Below are 16,230 nucleotides of genomic sequence, written 5' to 3'. Positions count from 1 at the left end.
CCACCTAAAGGGCCCTTGCATCAAACCCACAAAAGCCATTTGGGCCATCCACCGGAGGAAACTGACTAATGACACTCCTCGACTTCGCCCGCGGACCAGCGATACACGCCTCGCTGATCATCCTGGTCGCCGGCATCCTGCTGCGCTTGGTGGGCGTGCTGGTGCTGACCCGCGGCGCCGACCTGTCCCGGCCGCGGGATGCCTTCGGCAACTTCAAGGGCTATCGGACAGTATTCAGCCGGGCCTGGCCGGCCAGTGAGTTCAATGCCGCCACCGTCTACCAGACGGCCATGGCCTACATTTTCCACATCGCGACGCTGATCGTGGTAGTCGGCATCGTTCCGCACATCGAGTTCATCACCAGCCTGACGGGCCTGTCCTGGCCCGGACTGCCGAACTTCATCGGCGTGGCGCTGGGGACCATCGCGCTGGTGTCGCTCATCGCGTTGATCATGCGGCGCCTGAGCAATCCGGCGATCTACAACTCCACCGTCGGCGACTATGTCACCTGGATCATCGTCGCGCTGCCACTGGTGACTGGTCTCATGGCCTTCGCCCACGTCGGCTTCCGCTACGAGACCATGCTGGCGCTGCACATCCTGAGCTCGGCGCTGCTGTTCGCCTACCTGCCGTTCAGCAAGCTGATGCACGCCTTCTGGTTCATCTTCTCCCGCGCCCAGAGCGGGCTGGCCTACGCCCACAAGGGGGTCCGGATATGAGCGCCACCGCCACGACACAGGTTTTCCCGAGCTTCGCCCAGGTCTACCAGGGCCTGGCGGGGCAGATCGGCATGCTGCGCGAGATGGCGCCGCAGCCGACCAAGTCCGACGAGCAGCGCCTCAAGGGCGCCGTCGACACGCTGATCGAAGACACCAACGCCGACGAGGCGGTGTGGCTGGAGAGCTGCATCCACTGCGGGCAGTGCACCACCGCCTGCCATTACTTCCAGTCCATGCAGGACGCCAAATACGCGCCCATGCGCAAGATGGATCTGTACCGCCGGGTCTATCAGCGCGAGATCAGCCCCATGCGCTGGTGGCATCGGCTGGTATCCAAGCCCGTCAAGCTCTCGGACTTCGAAGAGGCCAAGGAGCTCATCTACGACTCCTGCACCGAGTGCGGACGCTGCACCATGGTCTGTCCCATGGGCATCGACACCGCCTCGCTGGTGCACCACATGCGAAGCGCCATGGTGGCCGCCGAGCTGGTGCCGCCGGAGCTGGCCGCCCTGCGCATGGAGCAGAAGCACCAGGGCACGGTGTTCGGCTCCTCGCCCGACAAGCTCAAAGAGATGATCGACACCATCCGCGAGCAGGCGGGCGTGGAGATTCCGCTGGATAAGGCCTCCGCCGAGGTCATGGTGCTGAGCTCCGCCGTGGACCTGGTGGCGAACGGCAACGGCCTGCTGGCGACGGCCAAGATCATGAACCACCTGGGCGTGGACTGGACCATCTGCTCGGACGGCTTCGAGAGCGCCAACTTCGGCCTGCTCTCCGGGGATATGACCCTGTGGAAGCAGCAGGCGGACCCGATCGTCGCCGCCGCCCAGCGCGTCAAGGCCAAGACCGTCGTCATCGCCGAATGCGGCCACGCCTACCCGGCGCTGCGCTGGAACCCGATGCTCAGAAGCGGCGAGCTGCCCTTCGAGATGATGTACATGTCGGAGTTCCTGGGCAAACAGGCCAAGTCCGGCAAGCTGCGCCTGAAGCCGCTGGAGCAGAGGGTCACCTTCCACGACCCCTGCAAGACGGGCCGGCGCGGCGGCGCCTTCGACGAGCCGCGGGCGGTGCTGAAGGCCATGGACGCGGATCTGGTGGAGATGCCCAACAACAAGGAATACAACTGGTGCTGCGGCGGCGGTGCGGGGATCTTCCTGCTCCAGGATGCCACCGAGCTGCGCGACGAGTCCTTCAAGATCAAGATCCGCGAGGTGAACGAGACGGGTGCCGAGTCCGTGGTGGTGAGCTGCGCCAGCTGCCGGCTCAACTTCGAGTCCGGCCGCCAGAAGAACCACTGGGACAAGCGCGTCGAGAGCCTGGTGGAGCTGACCGCCGCCCACCTGATCGATGACGACGAGTCCGCTGCCGCAACCAGCGCCCAAGGAGCCGCCCAATGAGTGCACGAGTCATCGTCGACCCCGTCACCCGCATCGAGGGGCATCTTCGCATCGAGGCGAAGATGAACGGCGGCAATATCGAGCAGGCGTACTCCTCGGGCACCAGCGTCCGCGGCCTGGAGACCATCGTGCTGGACCGCGATCCGCGGGACGTCTGGGCCTTCGTGCAGCGCATCTGCGGCGTCTGCACCCTGGTGCACGGCATCGCCGGCGTGCGGGCGGTGGAGGACGCCCTGGACTATGACATCCCGCCGAATGCCGAGCTGATCCGCAATCTGATGATCGCGACCCAGTACGTGCACGACCACGTGATGCACTTCTATCACCTGCACGCGCTGGATTGGGTGGACGTGGTCTCGGCGCTGAAGGCGGACCCCAAGGCGACCTCCGAGCTGGCGCAGTCCATCAGCAGCTATGCCAAGTCCTCGCCGGGCTACTTCGCCGATGTGCAGAAGAAGCTCAAGGCCTTCATCGAGACCGGCCAGCTCGGTATCTTCGCCAACGGCTACTGGGGCCATCCGGCCTATCAGCTGCCGCCGGAGGCGAACCTGATGGCCACCGCCCATTACCTGGACGCCTTGGCCTGGCAGCGGGACGTTGCCGAGCTGCACGCGGTGTTCGGCGGCAAGAACCCGCATCCCAACCTCTGCGTCGGCGGCATGCCCTGTGCCATCAGCCTGGAGTCCGGCAAGCAGGCCGGTACGTCCCTGGACGTGGTGGGGCTGGAGCGGGTGCGCAACACCCTCGAGAAGATGCACGAGTTCGTGCACCAGGTGTACCTGCCGGACACCATGGCCATCGCCGGTTACTACAAGGATTGGTTCAAGCAGGGCGAGGGCTTGGGCAACTTCATGACCTACGGCGACTTCCCGGCCAAGGGCTACGGCGACCGGGAGTCCTACATGGTCCCCGCCGGCGTCATCCTGAACCGAGATCTCTCGCACATCGAGCCCGTGGACCTGGACGCCGAGTCCGAGATCCAGGAGTTCGTCGCCCACGCCTGGTACGACTACCGCGACGGCAAGGACAAAGGCCTCCATCCCTACCAGGGCGAGACCAAGCTCGCCTACACGGGCCCGGAGCCGCCGTACAAGCAGCTGGACGTGGACAACCAGTACTCCTGGCTCAAAACGCCGCGATGGAAGGGCAAGCCCATGGAGGTCGGCCCGCTGGCCCGGGTGCTGATGCTCTATGCCAACGGCGACCAGCGCACCAAGGCGCTGGTGGACGGGACCCTGAAGCAGCTGGACCTGCCGCTGGACGCCCTGTACTCCACCATGGGCCGCACCGCCGCCCGCACGCTGGAGACCACCATCATGGTGGACGCCGTGCAGGGCTGGTACGACAGCCTGCTGGCCAACATCAAGGGCGGGGACGTCAAGACCTTCAACGAGGCGCTCTGGGACCCGGAGACCTGGCCGCAGAAGGCCCAGGGCGTCGGGCGTATGGAAGCCCCGCGGGGTGCGCTCGGGCATTGGATCGTCATCGAGGACGGCAAGGTGGCCAACTACCAGGCGGTGGTGCCCACCACCTGGAATGCCGGCCCGCGGGACGCCCAAGAGCAGCAGGGGGCCTATGAGGCAGCGCTCGCCGGCCACGCCCTACAGGACCCGGCCCAGCCGCTGGAGATATTGCGCACGGTGCACAGCTTCGACCCCTGCATCGCCTGTGCCGTGCATCTGACCGACCCGAGCGGCGAGGAGGTGCTCGAGCTGAAAGTCCAGTGACGGGCGCGCGCCTGCGCCCTTGACAGTCGGGGCCGGGGCGGTTGCGGGGCAAAGAAGTATCACGACGCCCGTGCCCCCCGGTCGGATACGACCGCCCAGAGGAGGACTGAACGCCATGACATCACTTTCCGTATTGGCCGAGCTGCACGTGCGCGAGTTCGTGTCGCGGCTGAAGCGCCAGGACGAGATCAACGCCAAGGATCGTAAGCAGGGTACGGACAAGCCCGAAAAGCGCAGACGCAAGCCCATCGCCGACTGGCGCCAGTCTGCGATCAATTGCGCCGGACCGCTGTGTCTGCTCGACGCGGTCGGCCAGGCCGAAGAGAGCTGGGTCGAGCTGTTGGAGCACGCGCCGCGCTGCGAGCTGCCCGACGCCAAGCCCAAGCCGCACGGCAGGCCGCGGCTGCATCGCTCCTTCGATGGGGAGCTGCACAGCGATGACGGCCTGAAGTTCGCGTGATGGTCTGAGGCTCGCGAGAAGCCGGCCGCAGCGGCGGCCAGTGCGAGCCGGACCGACCCAACAGGCCGAGCGGCTGTGACGCCACTGCACCACGTGCGTTACGCGGCTCCGCCGGGCTCAACCTTTCGCGATGACGGGTGCACGGGCTCCGCCCCGGGGGCGTTCCCGGCAGCCATCGTCGCCGCTCGGGGCAGGGCCGCTGCCCCGAGCGTCTCAAATCAGAGGACCACCCACAATGTATGGCGTTTCGACGAAAGTGAGCACGGGCTTCGATGAAACCATCGACCGCGTGACCGAGGCCCTGAAGTCCGAGGGATTCGGCGTGCTGAGCGACATCGATGTCTCGGCGACGCTGAAGAGCAAGCTCGGCATCGAGCAGCGGCCCTACCGCATCCTCGGGGCCTGCAACCCCGACTTCGCCCACAAGGCCATCAGCGCCGAGCCCGATATCGGCGTGCTTCTGCCCTGCAACTTCGTCGTCCGCGAGGACGACGACGGCGACGTGCATGTGCTTTTCATGAACCCGCTGGCGGTGCTGGACCTGGTTGAGAACCCAAAGGTGCCGGGCCTGGCCGAGTATGTGCGTGAGAAATTGGACCGGGTGATGGCGGCCGCGAGCGCCTGATACCGCGCGCCCTCCGAAGACTGGCTACGCTCGACCCGCCACTGGCCTGCTGAAGCCGGCGTCCGCCGCCCCCATCTCCCGGCGGGCGCGCTTCGGCGCACAGCACATCGGCCACACCGCAGCAGGAGGGTCAGGCATGTCCACCCCCAAGAACGTCCTCGGCGAGCCGCTCGAGCTCTGTTCCGAGTCACCCAAGACCGGCTTCACCCGCAGCGGCAGCTGCGAGACCGGCCCCCAGGACCTAGGCTCCCACACCGTCTGCGCGCGGGTGACCCAAGAGTTCCTGGAGTATTCCAAATCCAAGGGCAACGACCTCACGAGCCCGGTGCCGGAGTTTGAATTCCCCGGCCTCAAGCCCGGCGACCGCTGGTGCCTGTGCGCCGCCCGTTGGCAGGAGGCCCTGGAGGCCGGCTGTGCGCCGCGGGTGGCCCTGCGCGCCACCCACGAGCGGGCGTTGGAGGTCTGTGCCATGGTGGACCTGAAGCGCCACGCCGTGGATTTGTCGTGATGGCGGCGCCGGGATCGACCCGGCCGTCGCGAAGCAGCGTCGCAGCCCGTGCTAGGCTGACGGCTGAGTCACCGTTGCCGGATCCCTGATGTCAAAGTCGATCCAAATGCCGCCCTTGACCCGCCGTGCCGACGGCGGCGAGCGCCGCGTGGGTGTGGAGCTGGAATTCACCGGTCTGGACTTGGACGAGACCGCGGCCCTGGTGGCTGGCGCCGTCGCCGGCACGGTGAGCGCGCCCGGGCGCTATGAGCGCAGCATCGACGGCGACCCCGCCGGCGCCTGGCAGGCGGAGGTGGATTTCGGCCTGCTGAAAGAGCTCGGCCGTCGCCAGCGCGACGGCGCCGAGCTGATGGACGCCGCCGGCGACCTCGCCGAGGACGTGCTGCGGATGTTCGCCGAGCGCATCGTGCCCATGGAGGTGGTGAGCCCGCCGCTGCCGCTGGCGCGGCTCGCGATGGTCAACGACCTGATCTTCGAGCTGCGTGCGGCGGGCGCCCGCGGCACCGGCGAGGAGTGGGCCTACGCCTTCGGCTTGCAGCTGAACCCGGAGGTGCCGGGCACGGATGCGGACACCATCCGTCAGCACCTCCAGGCCTTCCTGTGTCTGGAGGACTGGCTGCGCGAGCGCGCCACCGTTGACCTGACCCGGCGGCTCACCGCCTTCGCCGACCCCTTCCCGAAGGCGTATGCGCGCCAAGTGATCGCCGCGGACTATACGCCCAATCTGGACGGTCTCATCGACGATTACCTCACCGCGAACCCGACCCGTAACCGCGCTCTGGACCTGCTGCCGCTGTTTCTGCATCTGGACGCGGCCCGGGTGCGGGCGGTGGTGGAGGACCCGCGGGTCAAGCCCCGGCCCACGCTGCACTATCGGCTGCCGAACAGCGAGATCGAGACCCCCGGCTGGGACCTGAGCGCCGCCTGGGACGACTGGCTGGTGGTGGAGCGGCTCGCCGCGGCGCCGAGGCAGCTGGACGCCCTCTGTGCCGCCTATGCGGACTTTCTCTCGCAACCCCTGGAGCGTTTGGTGGGGGATTGGCCGCAGACGGCGGATGCATGGCTGAGCCGACATCAGCTCCGCTGATCGCCGTCACCGGCGGCGATCGCAGCGGCCACGCGCCGCGGCGCCTGGTGGCGCTGGCGCTCTGGCTCGCCGGCGCCCGTGCCGTCAGCGTCACGCCCAAGCAGCCCCGCGCGGACCTGCATCCGGATGCCGTGGTCATCACCGGCGGTCACGATGTGGACCCGGTGCTCTATGCCGCCGCGCCGGAGGTGCAGCCCCGCTACGACCGCGAGCGGGACCGGCTGGAGAGCGTGGTCATCGACCAGGCGCTGGCGCTCGGCATTCCACTGCTCGGCATCTGTCGCGGGGCGCAGCTGCTCAATGTCCGCCTGGGGGGCTCGCTGTATCAGGAGCTGCGCTCGCGTCGGGTGCGCACGTCCAACCGCTGGACGGTCCTTCCCCTCAAGACCCTGTGTGTCGCCGCCGGCAGCAGGCTAGAGGAATTGCTCGGTACCGGGCAGACCCGCATCAACAGCCTCCACAACCAGGGCATCGACCGCCTCGGGGAGGGCCTGCAGGTGGTGGGCCGGGACCTGGACGATATCGTCCAGGCCGTGGAGGTGCCGACGCACCCCTTCCTGCTCGGCGTCCAGTGGCATCCGGAGTTCCTGCTCTACAAGCCCTCGCAGCTGCGCCTGTTCCGGGCCTTGGTGGCGGCGGCGCGGGAGCGGCGCTTGGCGCTCGCCGAGTGAGGCTCGCCGGCCCAAGGCCGGCGCGAAGCATCCGAGCTGTATCGAATCCCATGTGCAGATTGCAACGGTGCCGGCCAGTAGTGGCAGCTCGCGGGATCATGCGCCCGAGCATCTGCTGCGTGCAGCTGCTTTGCCGCGGAAACGCGGTGGTGCGCTGACTCAAGCGCCGGGCGGAGCGGATGGAAGGCTACCTCGGGCTCTTCACCGCGGCCTTCGTCGCCGCGACCTTGCTGCCGTTTTACTCGGAGCTGGCGCTGGTGGGGCTGCTCGCCGCCGGCTACGATGCGTGGCTGCTGTGGCTCTGGGCCACCGCCGGCAACACCCTGGGCGCCGCCGTCAACTACGTCATCGGCCGCTGGCTGATGCACTATCAAGACCGCCGCTGGTTCCCGGTCAAGGAGCGACAGCTGCGGCCCGCCCGGCGCTGGTATGCGCGCTGGGGCATCTGGTCGCTGCTGATGGCCTGGCTGCCCGTGGGGGGTGATGCGCTCACCTTCATCGCCGGGCTCATGCGCGCGCCCTTCTGGCTGTTCTTCGTGCTGACGGCGGCCGGCAAGGGTGGGCGCTATGCCGTGGTGCTGCTGCTTTATGCATTGGGTGTTGCGCAGGTGGAGCAGGCGGCGTGAGTGCTCGGCGCGAAGTCCTTCATCCGATGCGCACCGCCGCGCGGCTCGGGCTTGCCGTAGCGATGCTGGCCATCACCTGGCTGGCGCTGACACCCCAGCCGGATCCACCCGGGCTCGGCTGGGGCAAGCTGAATCACGTCGCCGCCTTCCTGGTGCTCGCCGCACTGGCGGAGGCGGGCTGGCCCGGGCGCGCGAGCCTCCCGTGGCGGCTTGGTCTGCTGTTGGGCTATGGTCTCGGCATCGAGCTGGTGCAGGGGCTGCTGGTATACCGCCAGGCATCCGCGCTCGACTTCGCCGCCGATGCCCTCGGCGTCGGCCTCTGGCATGGGCTGCGCTTGGCGGTCACGCAAGCGAGACCGGGCAGGGATGCTTCGTAGGTCGGGCCGACGCCAGGAGGCCCGACGCTCGAATGTTGACTGCGAGCTGGTTATCCGCCAAGCGGGGCAGGGGCCCGGCTCGCTCCCGCGGGTCGCCGCCGCGCGCTCAGCCCCGCGGCGGCAGGTGCTTGTCGTAGCGCTCCAGGAGATAGCCGAGGCAGTCTTGGCGAATGACCTCGGCATCGCAGGTGAGCATGGAGGGCATCACCGGCAGCTTGAGGCGCAGCTCGCCGTCTTCGCAGGTGAAATATCGGCGGGTGACGTCGCGGCCCCACTCGTCGCGCACGTCTAGCGGCGGCTGCCCCTGGCCGCAGCGCGCGAAGGCGGTGCCCGCCGGCAGCTCGCGAAAATTCAGATGCTCCAGCGTCGGCGAGAGCACCAGCGGTGCCTTGGCCGGCGGGAAGGCGAAGTCGATGTCCTCGGGCACCTTCATCTGCGCCACGGTGTGGAAGAGGTCGATGTCGTGCATCGGCATGGGCGTATCCGGAATCTCCGCAAGGTGCAAGCAGGCGTCGACGAGCTCCAGCGCATGCTCGACGCCCAGCCGATCCCGGACCTTGCCGCATTCTACCGTGATGGCCGGGCAGAGCTCGGCCATGGCCTGGGACTGCACGCCCCGGGGACGGGTAAAGTAGACCACCGTGCGGGAGAACAGCGTCGCCAAGCGCAGGTAGCGATTGCCGATGACATTGACGCAGGCGTAGTGCGGGTTGGTGCCGGTGTTGTTGTGCAGGTCGACGCTGGCGAAGAGTCCGCGCTCGGCCATGCGGGCAGTCACCTGCTGCATGACGCCGTGCGCCGGTGTCGCCGGTAGCTCCGAGCCGGGCCAGACGCGGTTGAAGTCCGGCTGCTCGGGCAGGTGGCGCATGCCGGCGGCGGCGGCGCGGGGGTTGCCGATGAAAAGCGCGAGTGAGCGCGGCAGGCTGCGTTGGCCGCCGCCAACGTCGAAGTCCAGCAGCAGTCGGCGCATAGCCTCCCAGCCGACGGTCTCGTTGCCGTGCATCAACACGGAGACGAAGAGCGCCGGCTCGCGCTGGCCGGCTAGCTGGATCAGCGTCGGGCCGTCCAGAAAGCGGCCCAGCCCGGCGGCGTCGCAGTCCAGCAGACCCGACGGCAGATGGTCGAGCTCCACGAGCGGATCGGCGTGGTCGTTGGCGAGGGTTGCGGCTTTCACGGACAAGGTTAGGCTCTCATGCTTCTGGAGTTGGGTTGTCTTGCCGGCGGACAACGCGCGCCGTCGTGGCAGCTTCGGGGGATACCCGCCGAGGTCCATCGAGGCTGGCCCTGAGAATGATCACCCTCAGCCCTAGCCCTCAGCCCTTCGTCAATCCAGCGTCCATTCATGCACCGGTTTCGCCGTCGCCTGGTGGGCGAGATAGGCCTCGGTGAGGCCTTCCCAGTCGCGCCCGTGCCGCGCCACCCAGGCCCGCTGCCAGAGCGTGCCGGTTCGCTTGGTGCGCACCCGTTGCTCGATGATCCCGAGCCAGTGCTCGCGCTCGGCGGCGTCGATGCCCAGATCCGCGAGGCCGGCGTGGGCCAGGGGCAGCAAGCGCTCCAGGATAATCTCCGGCAGCTTGACGCGCTGCGCCTCGACCCAGGGGAGCTCGGCGTCCAGCCCGTACTCCGCTGCCAGATAGAAATTGGTGCGCGCCTGCGGGAAGGAGATGCGCCGCTCCGGCGGCTCCTCGGCGGCGGCCATGGCGTGCACGGCGCCGAAATAGAAGGCGGCGTTGGCGACATTGTCTGCCACGCTCGGGCCCGCCGCGGCGACGCGGTGCTCCATGCGCAGGTGCGGCACCGGGTCATGGCCGGGGCACTCGTCAAAGCCGATCAGCGGGCGGTTCCAGCGCCAGATGGTGCCATTGTGCAGGCGCAGATGCGCCAGCGCTTCAATGGGTGTGTCCATCAAGTGCGGCAGCAGCACCGGGTAGCGGCGCACATTGGCGCGAAAGGCGTCCAGCACCGAGTGCTGCGCATAGTTGATGCCAAAGCCGACACGCTCGCGCAGCGGGCTGCCGCCGACGGAGACGGATTGCTCGAACAGCGGGATGCGCGTCTCGCACCAGAGCTCGCGGCCGAACAGGAAGGGCGAGTTCGCCGCCAGCGCCACCATGGGCGCGGACAGGATCTTGGAGGCGTTGAAGATGCGCCCGGACTCCCGGGCGTTCATCTTGAGATGGATCTGGAAGGAGGTCGCGGCCGCCTCCAGCATCACGTCCTGCTGCTCGAAGGTGAGCGGCTGCTCGCCGTGGATCTCCAGCCAGATGGGCGTGCCCTCACGCAGGCGCAGGATCTGCTCGTTGAGCGCCCGGTAGCGCTCGCGCGGGGTCATGCGGGCCATGACCAAGTGCTCGGCGCGCAGCGTCGGCAGGATGCCGCAGGTCACCACATTGGCGCCCAGCTCGGCCGCGGCCGCGCGCACCCTGGCGAGGGTATGGGTCAGCTCGGTGGCGAGGCGGCTCAAGGCGTCGCCGGTGAGCCGCACCGGCGTGCCGTTCAGCTCCAGATTGAACTGCGCCAGCTCGGGGACGACGAGGTGGTCGTCGAGGGCCGCCAGCAGCGCCTCGATGACGGGCGCCGGCGCCGTGTGCCGGCGGTCCACCAGCCAGGCCTCCATCTCGAAGCCGCCCTCGCGCGGGGTGTCGGCGAAGCGGTCGTCATCGAACCAGCTGGCGAGCAGGTCCGTCTCGGCCTTGAGCCTAGCCTCGAACTCCGCGAAGTCCGCACGGGTGAAGCGGGTGTCGGTGATATCCTGGCCCATGGCGTGCCCCTCGGTGGTCGGCCGGCCGTTAGTCGACCGGCACGCTCAGCATCCGGTCCAGCTCGGCGAGGCGGGCGGGTGTGCCCACGTCCAGCCAGTACCCGGCATGGTGGAGCCCGCCGACGCGATTATCGGCGACGGCGCGACGCAGCAGCGGCGCCAGCGGAAAGGCCTCCGGTGCGCAGCCGGCGAACAGGTCTGGATGATAGACGCCGATGCCCGCAAAGGTGAGCGTGGCAGACCTGTCGCGGGACACGCGTCCGTCGGTCAGCGCGAAGTCGCCGCCGGCGTTGTGCGCCGGGTTGTCGACCAGCACGAGACGCGCGAGGTCGCCGTCGGCCAAGGCAGGAGCATCGGCGAGCCGGCCGTAGTCGAAGTCGCACCAGACATCGCCGTTGGTCACCAGGAAGGGCGTGCTGCCGTCCGTCAGCAGCGCCAGCGCCTTGAAGATGCCGCCGCCGGTCTCGAGCGCCCCGTTGTGACCGAGGGCCTGGCCTTCCGGCGAGTAGCGGATGGACACACCGTGCGCGGACCCATCGCCCAGGTGGGCCTCGATCTGCGCGCCCAGATGCGCATGATTGACGACCAGCTCCGTGAAGCCCGCCGCCCGCAGCCGCAGGATCTGATGCTCGATGAGCGTGCGCCCGCCCGCCGCCAGCAGCGGCTTCGGGGTGTGGTCCGTCAGCGGACGCATGCGGTTGCCGCGGCCCGCGGCGAGGATCATGGCCTTCATCTGTCGAGGTGGGTGTGCTTTGGTCGCTGGCGTCGATTCGCGAACATACCAGAAGCGGACCTCCGCGTCGGATGGGCGAGTGCCGCGCCGCGCTCGTAAGGCGCCGTTGAGCTCAGCCCGTGCACACGCTTGTGCTCGTCGGAGCGCTGCTATACTCGGGCCGCCGGGGCTTCGATTCGGACGCAGATCCATGACGCTCACGCAGGAAGACATCGATTTCATTAAGGCCAATATGGCCGACTGGCTCATCGAGCAGAGCACCGGTCGGCCCGCGGCGGTGTACGAGATCGAGCTGCGCGAGCGGATGGTGCGGGTGGAGGAGGAGCTCAAGCACCAGCGGGAGCTGATGCGGGAAGGCTTTGCCCACATGGATGCCCGCTTTGCGCAGGCGGAGCAGCGCCATCAGGAGCTGCGCGAGGATATGCTGGCGCGCTTCGAGCAGATGGACAAGCGCTTCGAGCAGGTGGACAAGCGCTTCGAGCAGGTGGACAAGCGCTTCGAGCAGGCAGATCAGCGCCATCAAGAGCTACGAGCGGACATGTTGGCGCGCTTCGAGCAAGTACAGAAGCACTTCGAGCAGGTGGAACGCCGCCTCGACCGTCAGGACGAGCGTTTCAAGAGCATCGACGCCCGTTTCGATGAGATGATCCGCCGTCACGACCGCCATTTCCTGTGGCTCATCGGTTTCATCACGACCGTGGGGGCGCTCGTGATCGCCGCCGGCAAGCTCTTGTAGACCCGACCGGTTTCCCCTGTGTCTCGCCGGGCCGGGTAGTCATGTGCGCTCTGGGCCTATGGCTGCTTGGCGCGTCGTTGCCCGGCGCGGCGGGCGACGACTCGATGCACGCGGGCGTTGCACTCGACGCCTGCGCGGCGGGTGGTCTATCAACCGCTTGTCGGGTACCGTGCCCGCCAGCCCTTTTCCATCAGCCAACCCGAGCCCCCTTGGGAGAGCAGCATGAGCGAGAAGCCGATCCACGACTTTCCGGGCAGCGACATCGATGTGCACTGGGACGAGCGCCTGTGCATCCACATCGGCGAGTGCGGCAGCGCCGCCAACAGCCTCTTCGTCGGCGATCGCAAGCCCTGGTGCGTGCCGGACGAGGTGAGCCGCGCCGAGGTCCGCGACGTCTGCGAGCGCTGCCCGAGCGGCGCCTTGAGCTACACCGACAAGTCCGGCGAGCCCGAGCATGCGCCCGCCGAGAATACCGTCGGCGTGGTCTACAACGGCCCGCTGTACCTCACCGGCGAGCTGGACATCGATGACGCCGCGGTGGACATGGCCGGCACCCGCTTCCGGGCGGCGCTGTGCCGCTGCGGGGCATCGGGCAACAAGCCCTTCTGCGACAACAGCCATCTCGGGAGCGGCTTCGAAGACTTCGGTGCCGTCGGCGAGACCGGGCCGGGGCTGAGCGCCCGCGGCGGCCCCCTCAAGGTCAAGCGTACCCCCAACGGCCCGCTGATGATGGAAGGCAATCTCAGCATTCGCGCCGCCAGCGGGCGCGTGGCCTGGGAAGGAGAGAAGGCCTTCCTGTGCCGCTGCGGTGCGTCGAAGAACAAGCCCTTCTGCGACGGCTCGCACAAAGACGCCGGCTTCGCCGACGGCTGAGCCCACTGACCGGGGTCGGCGAGACTGAGCGAGAATCCCGGTTAGGTCGGGTAAGCGCAGCGTCACCCGGCAAGTGGCTCGCGTAAGCCGTTGTGTGTCGAGTTACGCTAGCGCTAACCCGACCTAGCGCCCACCCGATTTCCAGGGGCGCCAGCAAAGACTTGCCCGATCTGCGGTGTGCCAGCACCTGCCCGAGATTAGAGCGGACGCCGAGCCGCCGGGCCCGAGGGACAGCCCGATGTGCATCCTCGGCCCTCGGCCCTCGGCCCTCGGCCCTCGGCCCTCGGTACTGGTCCCTACGCCTCCGCCACCTGCCCGGTGCTGTCGTGAATGTTGATGGGCAGGCCCTCCATCTTACAAATGGTCTCGTGCACCGTGCAGTGGCCGGAGACGCGCTTGAGGGCCTCGGCGCGCTTGCCGACGTCGGCGTTGGGCAGGTGCACGTCCACCATGAGCTCTTTCAGGTGGGCGGGGTCGACGGCCTTTTCGTAGTGGATCTCGACATACATCCCGGTGGCGTCGATGTCGTGCTGGCTGCAGTACTGCTGCACGAAAGCGGCGATGCACGATGACAGCGACGCGACGAAATAGTCCGGCGGCGTCGGATGCCGGCCCTTGCCGCCCCACTCGGGTGTCGGCGGCACGTCGTTCATGATTTTGTAGTCTCCCGCGTAGGTCTCGAAGACCATGTCGCCGGCGTGCTGGGACTTGACTGAAGGCATGGCGGTGTCTCCGTTGGTAGTTGACTGAGCCGAGCTTGACGGAGCCGAGATTCCGCCCGTTCTCCGCGCTCGCGTCAAGGGCCACGGGAAGGCTCGGAGATGCCGTTAATCCAAGCGCGCGGCCACCGCGCCAGCGACGGTGCGCCGGCGTCGTGCAGGCTGCGACCAGGCGCAAAAACCCAGCGCCGATGCGGTATCCTCTCGACCCTTTCGGCAGTTCCAGGGACGCTCATGAGCCCACAGCACGACCCCGTCACGCGGCGATGGCCGCTTGCGCTCGCGGTTCTATGCGCGGCGCTGGCCGCAGCGATGGGCGCGGTATCGTCGCTGGTGCTGTCGGGGCCCGCAGCGGCCGCCAATGCGCCGCAGCCCTGTCTCAAGCTGGTGTTCAACCGCTACTGCCTCGGCGGCGACGTCAATGCCCTGGCGCAGCAGCAGCCCCCCGCCCTGCGGCAGGACCAGGGCGAGCGCGTCGCGCTCATCTACTACGAAGGCCGGGACCGGGTTTACGTGCTCGCCTGGCGGGGGGCCATCTATAAGGTCCTGCGGGATCACCGCATCGCCTCGAAGCTCCACTACGAGGATCTGTATCAGATCCTGCGCAGCAAGTACGGCGAGGGCGAGGATCGCAGCAGCTTCCCGGCGGATGCGGTCACGCCGGGGCGCAAGCAGATCGCCATCCGCCGCGGCGAGGGCCGGGCGGTGCATGTCTGGGACGGCGGTGCCGGCTGGCACGTGGAGCTCAGCTGGACGCGCGAGACCGGCCTCGCGCTCGCCTACATCGCCGACGCCTTGGACGAGCAGCAGGCGGCGGCCATGGAAAGCGGTTATTGAGCGGGCCGGGTGGCTGCGCCGGGGTCCGGCGGCATGGTGGCGCTTGCGGCGGTGTCGAGCCGGGCCTCCAGGGCTGCCGCATCATCGGTGCAGCGCAGCAGGCGTGCCGGCACGATGCGGCCGACGGCGTCCGCGGGCGCACCGCGCAGGCGCACCGGTAGATAGCCGGGGGTAAAGCCCGCCGCATAGGGGCCGGCGGCATCCAGATTGTCGCCTTCGAGGAGCACGGGCAGCGTGTGCCCCGCGAGCGCGCTGAGGGCCGCGGTTTTGAGCACCGCGCCCACCTCGTGCAGGGCCCGGGCGCGCTCGCGCTTGACGGCCTCGGGCACCTGCTCCGCCATGGCCGCGGCGCGGGTGCCCGCACGCGGCGAGTACGGAAAGATGTGCAAGTGGCTGAAGCCCGTGGCCGCCACGAAGTCCATGGTCTGCCGCCACTCGCCCCGGGTTTCACCGGGAAAGCCGACAATGACGTCTGTGCTCACCTGGAAATCCGGGATGGCGCTGCGGGCGTCCGCCACCAAGCGTGCGAAGGCGTCGGTGCGGCAGCGCCGTGCCATGCGCTGGAGCACCGTATCGGCACCGCTCTGCAGCGGCAGGTGCAGGTGCGGCATCAGGCGCGGGTCCGAGAACAGCTGCCAGAAGTCCTCGGGCAGATCCCAGGGCTCGACGGAGCCGAGGCGGATGCGGGGGATGTCCGTGTCGCGCAGCACGGCGGCGATGAGGCCGGCAAGATTCGGTGCTGCTGTGCTCCCGGCATCCCGGCCGTAACCGCCGAGCTGGACGCCGGTGAGCACGATCTCCTGCACGCCGGCGGCTGCGACGGCGTTGGTCTCCGCAACGATCTCCGCCAGTGGGCGGCTGCGCTCGGCGCCGCGAGCGATGGTGGTGATGCAGAAGGTGCATTGGTAGCGGCAGCCGTCCTGCACCTTGACGAAGGCGCGCTGGCGCCCGCGGGCGAAGAGCGCGTCGGCGGCGTCCGGGTCCGGGCCTGTCCCAAGCGGCAGGGCGAGGGTGTCGGCGGCGATCTCCACCAGCCGGTCCTTGTCGGCGTTGTCGACGACGAGGTCGATGCGGGCGTCGCCGAGGTCGGCGTCCGTCAGCGAGGCGGCGCAGCCGCTCACCACCAGTCGCGCCCCGGGATGGGCGCGCTTGAGGCGCCGCAGCAGCTTGCGGGATTTGCGCACCGCCTCGGCGGTGACGGCGCAGGTGTTGACCACCAGCAGGTCCGCCGGCTCGTCGCCGGCGGCGATGCGGCAGCCGCGGCGCCGGAAGTCCCGCGCCCACCCCTCCAGCTCCGCTTCGTTCAGGCGGCAGCCGAGGGTCTCCAGGTGCACACGGGGCGCGTTGTCGGCGGGCATGCGTTGCTCTGGCTGG

At 68.5% G+C, this 16,230-nt stretch carries 18 protein-coding genes; 13 read left to right on the top strand and 5 right to left on the bottom strand.

Annotated elements, in window-relative coordinates:
* The first annotated feature begins 68 nt into the window (after window positions 1-68).
* The 10 genes from CKO31_RS04705 (at window position 69) to CKO31_RS04660 (ending at window position 8,197) form a co-directional block, all read left to right on the top strand.
* Window positions 69-719 (top strand): nitrate reductase, encoded by a 651-nt coding sequence (locus CKO31_RS04705; RefSeq protein ID WP_200234465.1) that lies wholly within the window; start codon window positions 69-71, stop codon window positions 717-719.
* A complete protein-coding gene (locus tag CKO31_RS04700) occupies window positions 716-2,116 on the top strand; it encodes a (Fe-S)-binding protein (RefSeq protein WP_200234463.1) in 1,401 nt (466 codons plus the stop codon). Before CKO31_RS04705 ends, CKO31_RS04700 begins: the two co-directional genes overlap by 4 nt.
* Window positions 2,113-3,843: a nickel-dependent hydrogenase large subunit gene (locus CKO31_RS04695; RefSeq protein WP_200234461.1), complete on the top strand. Its 1,731-nt coding sequence runs from the start codon at window positions 2,113-2,115 to the stop codon at window positions 3,841-3,843. The genes CKO31_RS04700 and CKO31_RS04695 overlap by 4 nt, the downstream gene beginning before the upstream one ends.
* A gap of 115 nt (window positions 3,844-3,958) precedes the next feature.
* A complete protein-coding gene (locus CKO31_RS04690; protein ID WP_200234460.1) occupies window positions 3,959-4,303 on the top strand; it encodes a hypothetical protein in 345 nt (114 codons plus the stop codon).
* 235 nt (window positions 4,304-4,538) lie between these two features.
* On the top strand, window positions 4,539-4,928 hold the full coding sequence (locus CKO31_RS04685) for a DUF302 domain-containing protein (protein ID WP_200234459.1): 390 nt from the start codon (window positions 4,539-4,541) through the stop codon (window positions 4,926-4,928).
* A gap of 136 nt (window positions 4,929-5,064) precedes the next feature.
* Window positions 5,065-5,436 carry a DUF2237 family protein gene (locus CKO31_RS04680; RefSeq protein ID WP_200234458.1) on the top strand — a complete coding sequence of 124 codons (372 nt, stop codon included), beginning with the start codon at window positions 5,065-5,067 and terminating at the stop codon, window positions 5,434-5,436.
* A gap of 88 nt (window positions 5,437-5,524) precedes the next feature.
* Entirely contained in the window at window positions 5,525-6,523 is a 999-nt protein-coding gene (locus tag CKO31_RS04675) for an amidoligase family protein (RefSeq protein ID WP_200234457.1), read from the top strand.
* Entirely contained in the window at window positions 6,496-7,194 is a 699-nt protein-coding gene (locus CKO31_RS04670) for a gamma-glutamyl-gamma-aminobutyrate hydrolase family protein (protein WP_200234456.1), read from the top strand. The genes CKO31_RS04675 and CKO31_RS04670 overlap by 28 nt, the downstream gene beginning before the upstream one ends.
* A gap of 179 nt (window positions 7,195-7,373) precedes the next feature.
* Entirely contained in the window at window positions 7,374-7,820 is a 447-nt protein-coding gene (locus tag CKO31_RS04665) for a YqaA family protein (protein ID WP_200234455.1), read from the top strand.
* Window positions 7,817-8,197, top strand: coding sequence for a hypothetical protein (locus CKO31_RS04660; protein ID WP_200234454.1), 381 nt, complete (start codon window positions 7,817-7,819; stop codon window positions 8,195-8,197). Before CKO31_RS04665 ends, CKO31_RS04660 begins: the two co-directional genes overlap by 4 nt.
* A 106-nt stretch (window positions 8,198-8,303) precedes the next feature.
* Here CKO31_RS04660 and CKO31_RS04655 read toward each other — a convergent pair whose 3' ends face one another.
* From CKO31_RS04655 to murU, 3 genes are all read right to left on the bottom strand, one after another.
* Window positions 8,304-9,371: a M14 family metallopeptidase gene (locus CKO31_RS04655; protein ID WP_322789092.1), complete on the bottom strand. Its 1,068-nt coding sequence runs from the start codon at window positions 9,369-9,371 to the stop codon at window positions 8,304-8,306.
* A gap of 150 nt (window positions 9,372-9,521) precedes the next feature.
* Entirely contained in the window at window positions 9,522-10,958 is a 1,437-nt protein-coding gene (locus CKO31_RS04650) for a glutamate-cysteine ligase family protein (protein ID WP_200234452.1), read from the bottom strand.
* A 28-nt stretch (window positions 10,959-10,986) separates the two neighbouring features.
* A complete protein-coding gene (murU, locus tag CKO31_RS04645) occupies window positions 10,987-11,691 on the bottom strand; it encodes an N-acetylmuramate alpha-1-phosphate uridylyltransferase MurU (RefSeq protein WP_200234451.1) in 705 nt (234 codons plus the stop codon).
* A gap of 190 nt (window positions 11,692-11,881) precedes the next feature.
* On the opposite strand from murU, the gene CKO31_RS04640 reads away from it, so the two are divergent.
* Both CKO31_RS04640 and CKO31_RS04635 read left to right on the top strand, forming a co-directional pair.
* Entirely contained in the window at window positions 11,882-12,427 is a 546-nt protein-coding gene (locus tag CKO31_RS04640; protein ID WP_200234450.1) for a hypothetical protein, read from the top strand.
* Window positions 12,428-12,649: 222 nt separating this feature from the next.
* A complete protein-coding gene (locus tag CKO31_RS04635; RefSeq protein WP_200234449.1) occupies window positions 12,650-13,300 on the top strand; it encodes a CDGSH iron-sulfur domain-containing protein in 651 nt (216 codons plus the stop codon).
* Between the two features lie 296 nt (window positions 13,301-13,596).
* Here the strand turns inward: CKO31_RS04635 and CKO31_RS04630 are convergent, their stop codons facing one another.
* Window positions 13,597-14,022: an OsmC family protein gene (locus tag CKO31_RS04630; protein ID WP_200234442.1), complete on the bottom strand. Its 426-nt coding sequence runs from the start codon at window positions 14,020-14,022 to the stop codon at window positions 13,597-13,599.
* Window positions 14,023-14,253: 231 nt separating this feature from the next.
* Between CKO31_RS04630 and CKO31_RS04625 the strand changes: the two genes are divergently transcribed.
* Window positions 14,254-14,856 (top strand): hypothetical protein, encoded by a 603-nt coding sequence (locus tag CKO31_RS04625; RefSeq protein WP_242475142.1) that lies wholly within the window; start codon window positions 14,254-14,256, stop codon window positions 14,854-14,856.
* Here CKO31_RS04625 and CKO31_RS04620 read toward each other — a convergent pair.
* Window positions 14,850-16,214 (bottom strand): MiaB/RimO family radical SAM methylthiotransferase, encoded by a 1,365-nt coding sequence (locus CKO31_RS04620; RefSeq protein WP_200234440.1) that lies wholly within the window; start codon window positions 16,212-16,214, stop codon window positions 14,850-14,852. The two genes, CKO31_RS04625 and CKO31_RS04620, sit on opposite strands and share 7 nt — an antisense overlap.
* Window positions 16,215-16,230 lie beyond the last annotated feature (16 nt).

It is taken from the genome of Thiohalocapsa halophila (genome assembly GCF_016583825.1).
Classification (GTDB): Bacteria; Pseudomonadota; Gammaproteobacteria; order Chromatiales; family Chromatiaceae; genus Thiohalocapsa; species Thiohalocapsa halophila.
This window is presented reverse-complemented; position numbering and strand designations above follow the sequence as displayed.

Coding starts and splice junctions, on each gene's coding strand:
- CKO31_RS04705 (WP_200234465.1), top strand. CDS start 69: ATGACACTCCTCGACTTCGCCCGCGGACCAGCGATACACGCCTCGCTG.
- CKO31_RS04700 (WP_200234463.1), top strand. CDS start 716: ATGAGCGCCACCGCCACGACACAGGTTTTCCCGAGCTTCGCCCAGGTC.
- CKO31_RS04695 (WP_200234461.1), top strand. CDS start 2,113: ATGAGTGCACGAGTCATCGTCGACCCCGTCACCCGCATCGAGGGGCAT.
- CKO31_RS04690 (WP_200234460.1), top strand. CDS start 3,959: ATGACATCACTTTCCGTATTGGCCGAGCTGCACGTGCGCGAGTTCGTG.
- CKO31_RS04685 (WP_200234459.1), top strand. CDS start 4,539: ATGTATGGCGTTTCGACGAAAGTGAGCACGGGCTTCGATGAAACCATC.
- CKO31_RS04680 (WP_200234458.1), top strand. CDS start 5,065: ATGTCCACCCCCAAGAACGTCCTCGGCGAGCCGCTCGAGCTCTGTTCC.
- CKO31_RS04675 (WP_200234457.1), top strand. CDS start 5,525: ATGTCAAAGTCGATCCAAATGCCGCCCTTGACCCGCCGTGCCGACGGC.
- CKO31_RS04670 (WP_200234456.1), top strand. CDS start 6,496: ATGGCTGAGCCGACATCAGCTCCGCTGATCGCCGTCACCGGCGGCGAT.
- CKO31_RS04665 (WP_200234455.1), top strand. CDS start 7,374: ATGGAAGGCTACCTCGGGCTCTTCACCGCGGCCTTCGTCGCCGCGACC.
- CKO31_RS04650 (WP_200234452.1), bottom strand. CDS start 10,958: ATGGGCCAGGATATCACCGACACCCGCTTCACCCGTGCGGACTTCGCG.
- murU (WP_200234451.1), bottom strand. CDS start 11,691: ATGAAGGCCATGATCCTCGCCGCGGGCCGCGGCAACCGCATGCGTCCG.
- CKO31_RS04640 (WP_200234450.1), top strand. CDS start 11,882: ATGACGCTCACGCAGGAAGACATCGATTTCATTAAGGCCAATATGGCC.
- CKO31_RS04635 (WP_200234449.1), top strand. CDS start 12,650: ATGAGCGAGAAGCCGATCCACGACTTTCCGGGCAGCGACATCGATGTG.
- CKO31_RS04630 (WP_200234442.1), bottom strand. CDS start 14,022: ATGCCTTCAGTCAAGTCCCAGCACGCCGGCGACATGGTCTTCGAGACC.
- CKO31_RS04625 (WP_242475142.1), top strand. CDS start 14,254: ATGAGCCCACAGCACGACCCCGTCACGCGGCGATGGCCGCTTGCGCTC.
- CKO31_RS04620 (WP_200234440.1), bottom strand. CDS start 16,214: ATGCCCGCCGACAACGCGCCCCGTGTGCACCTGGAGACCCTCGGCTGC.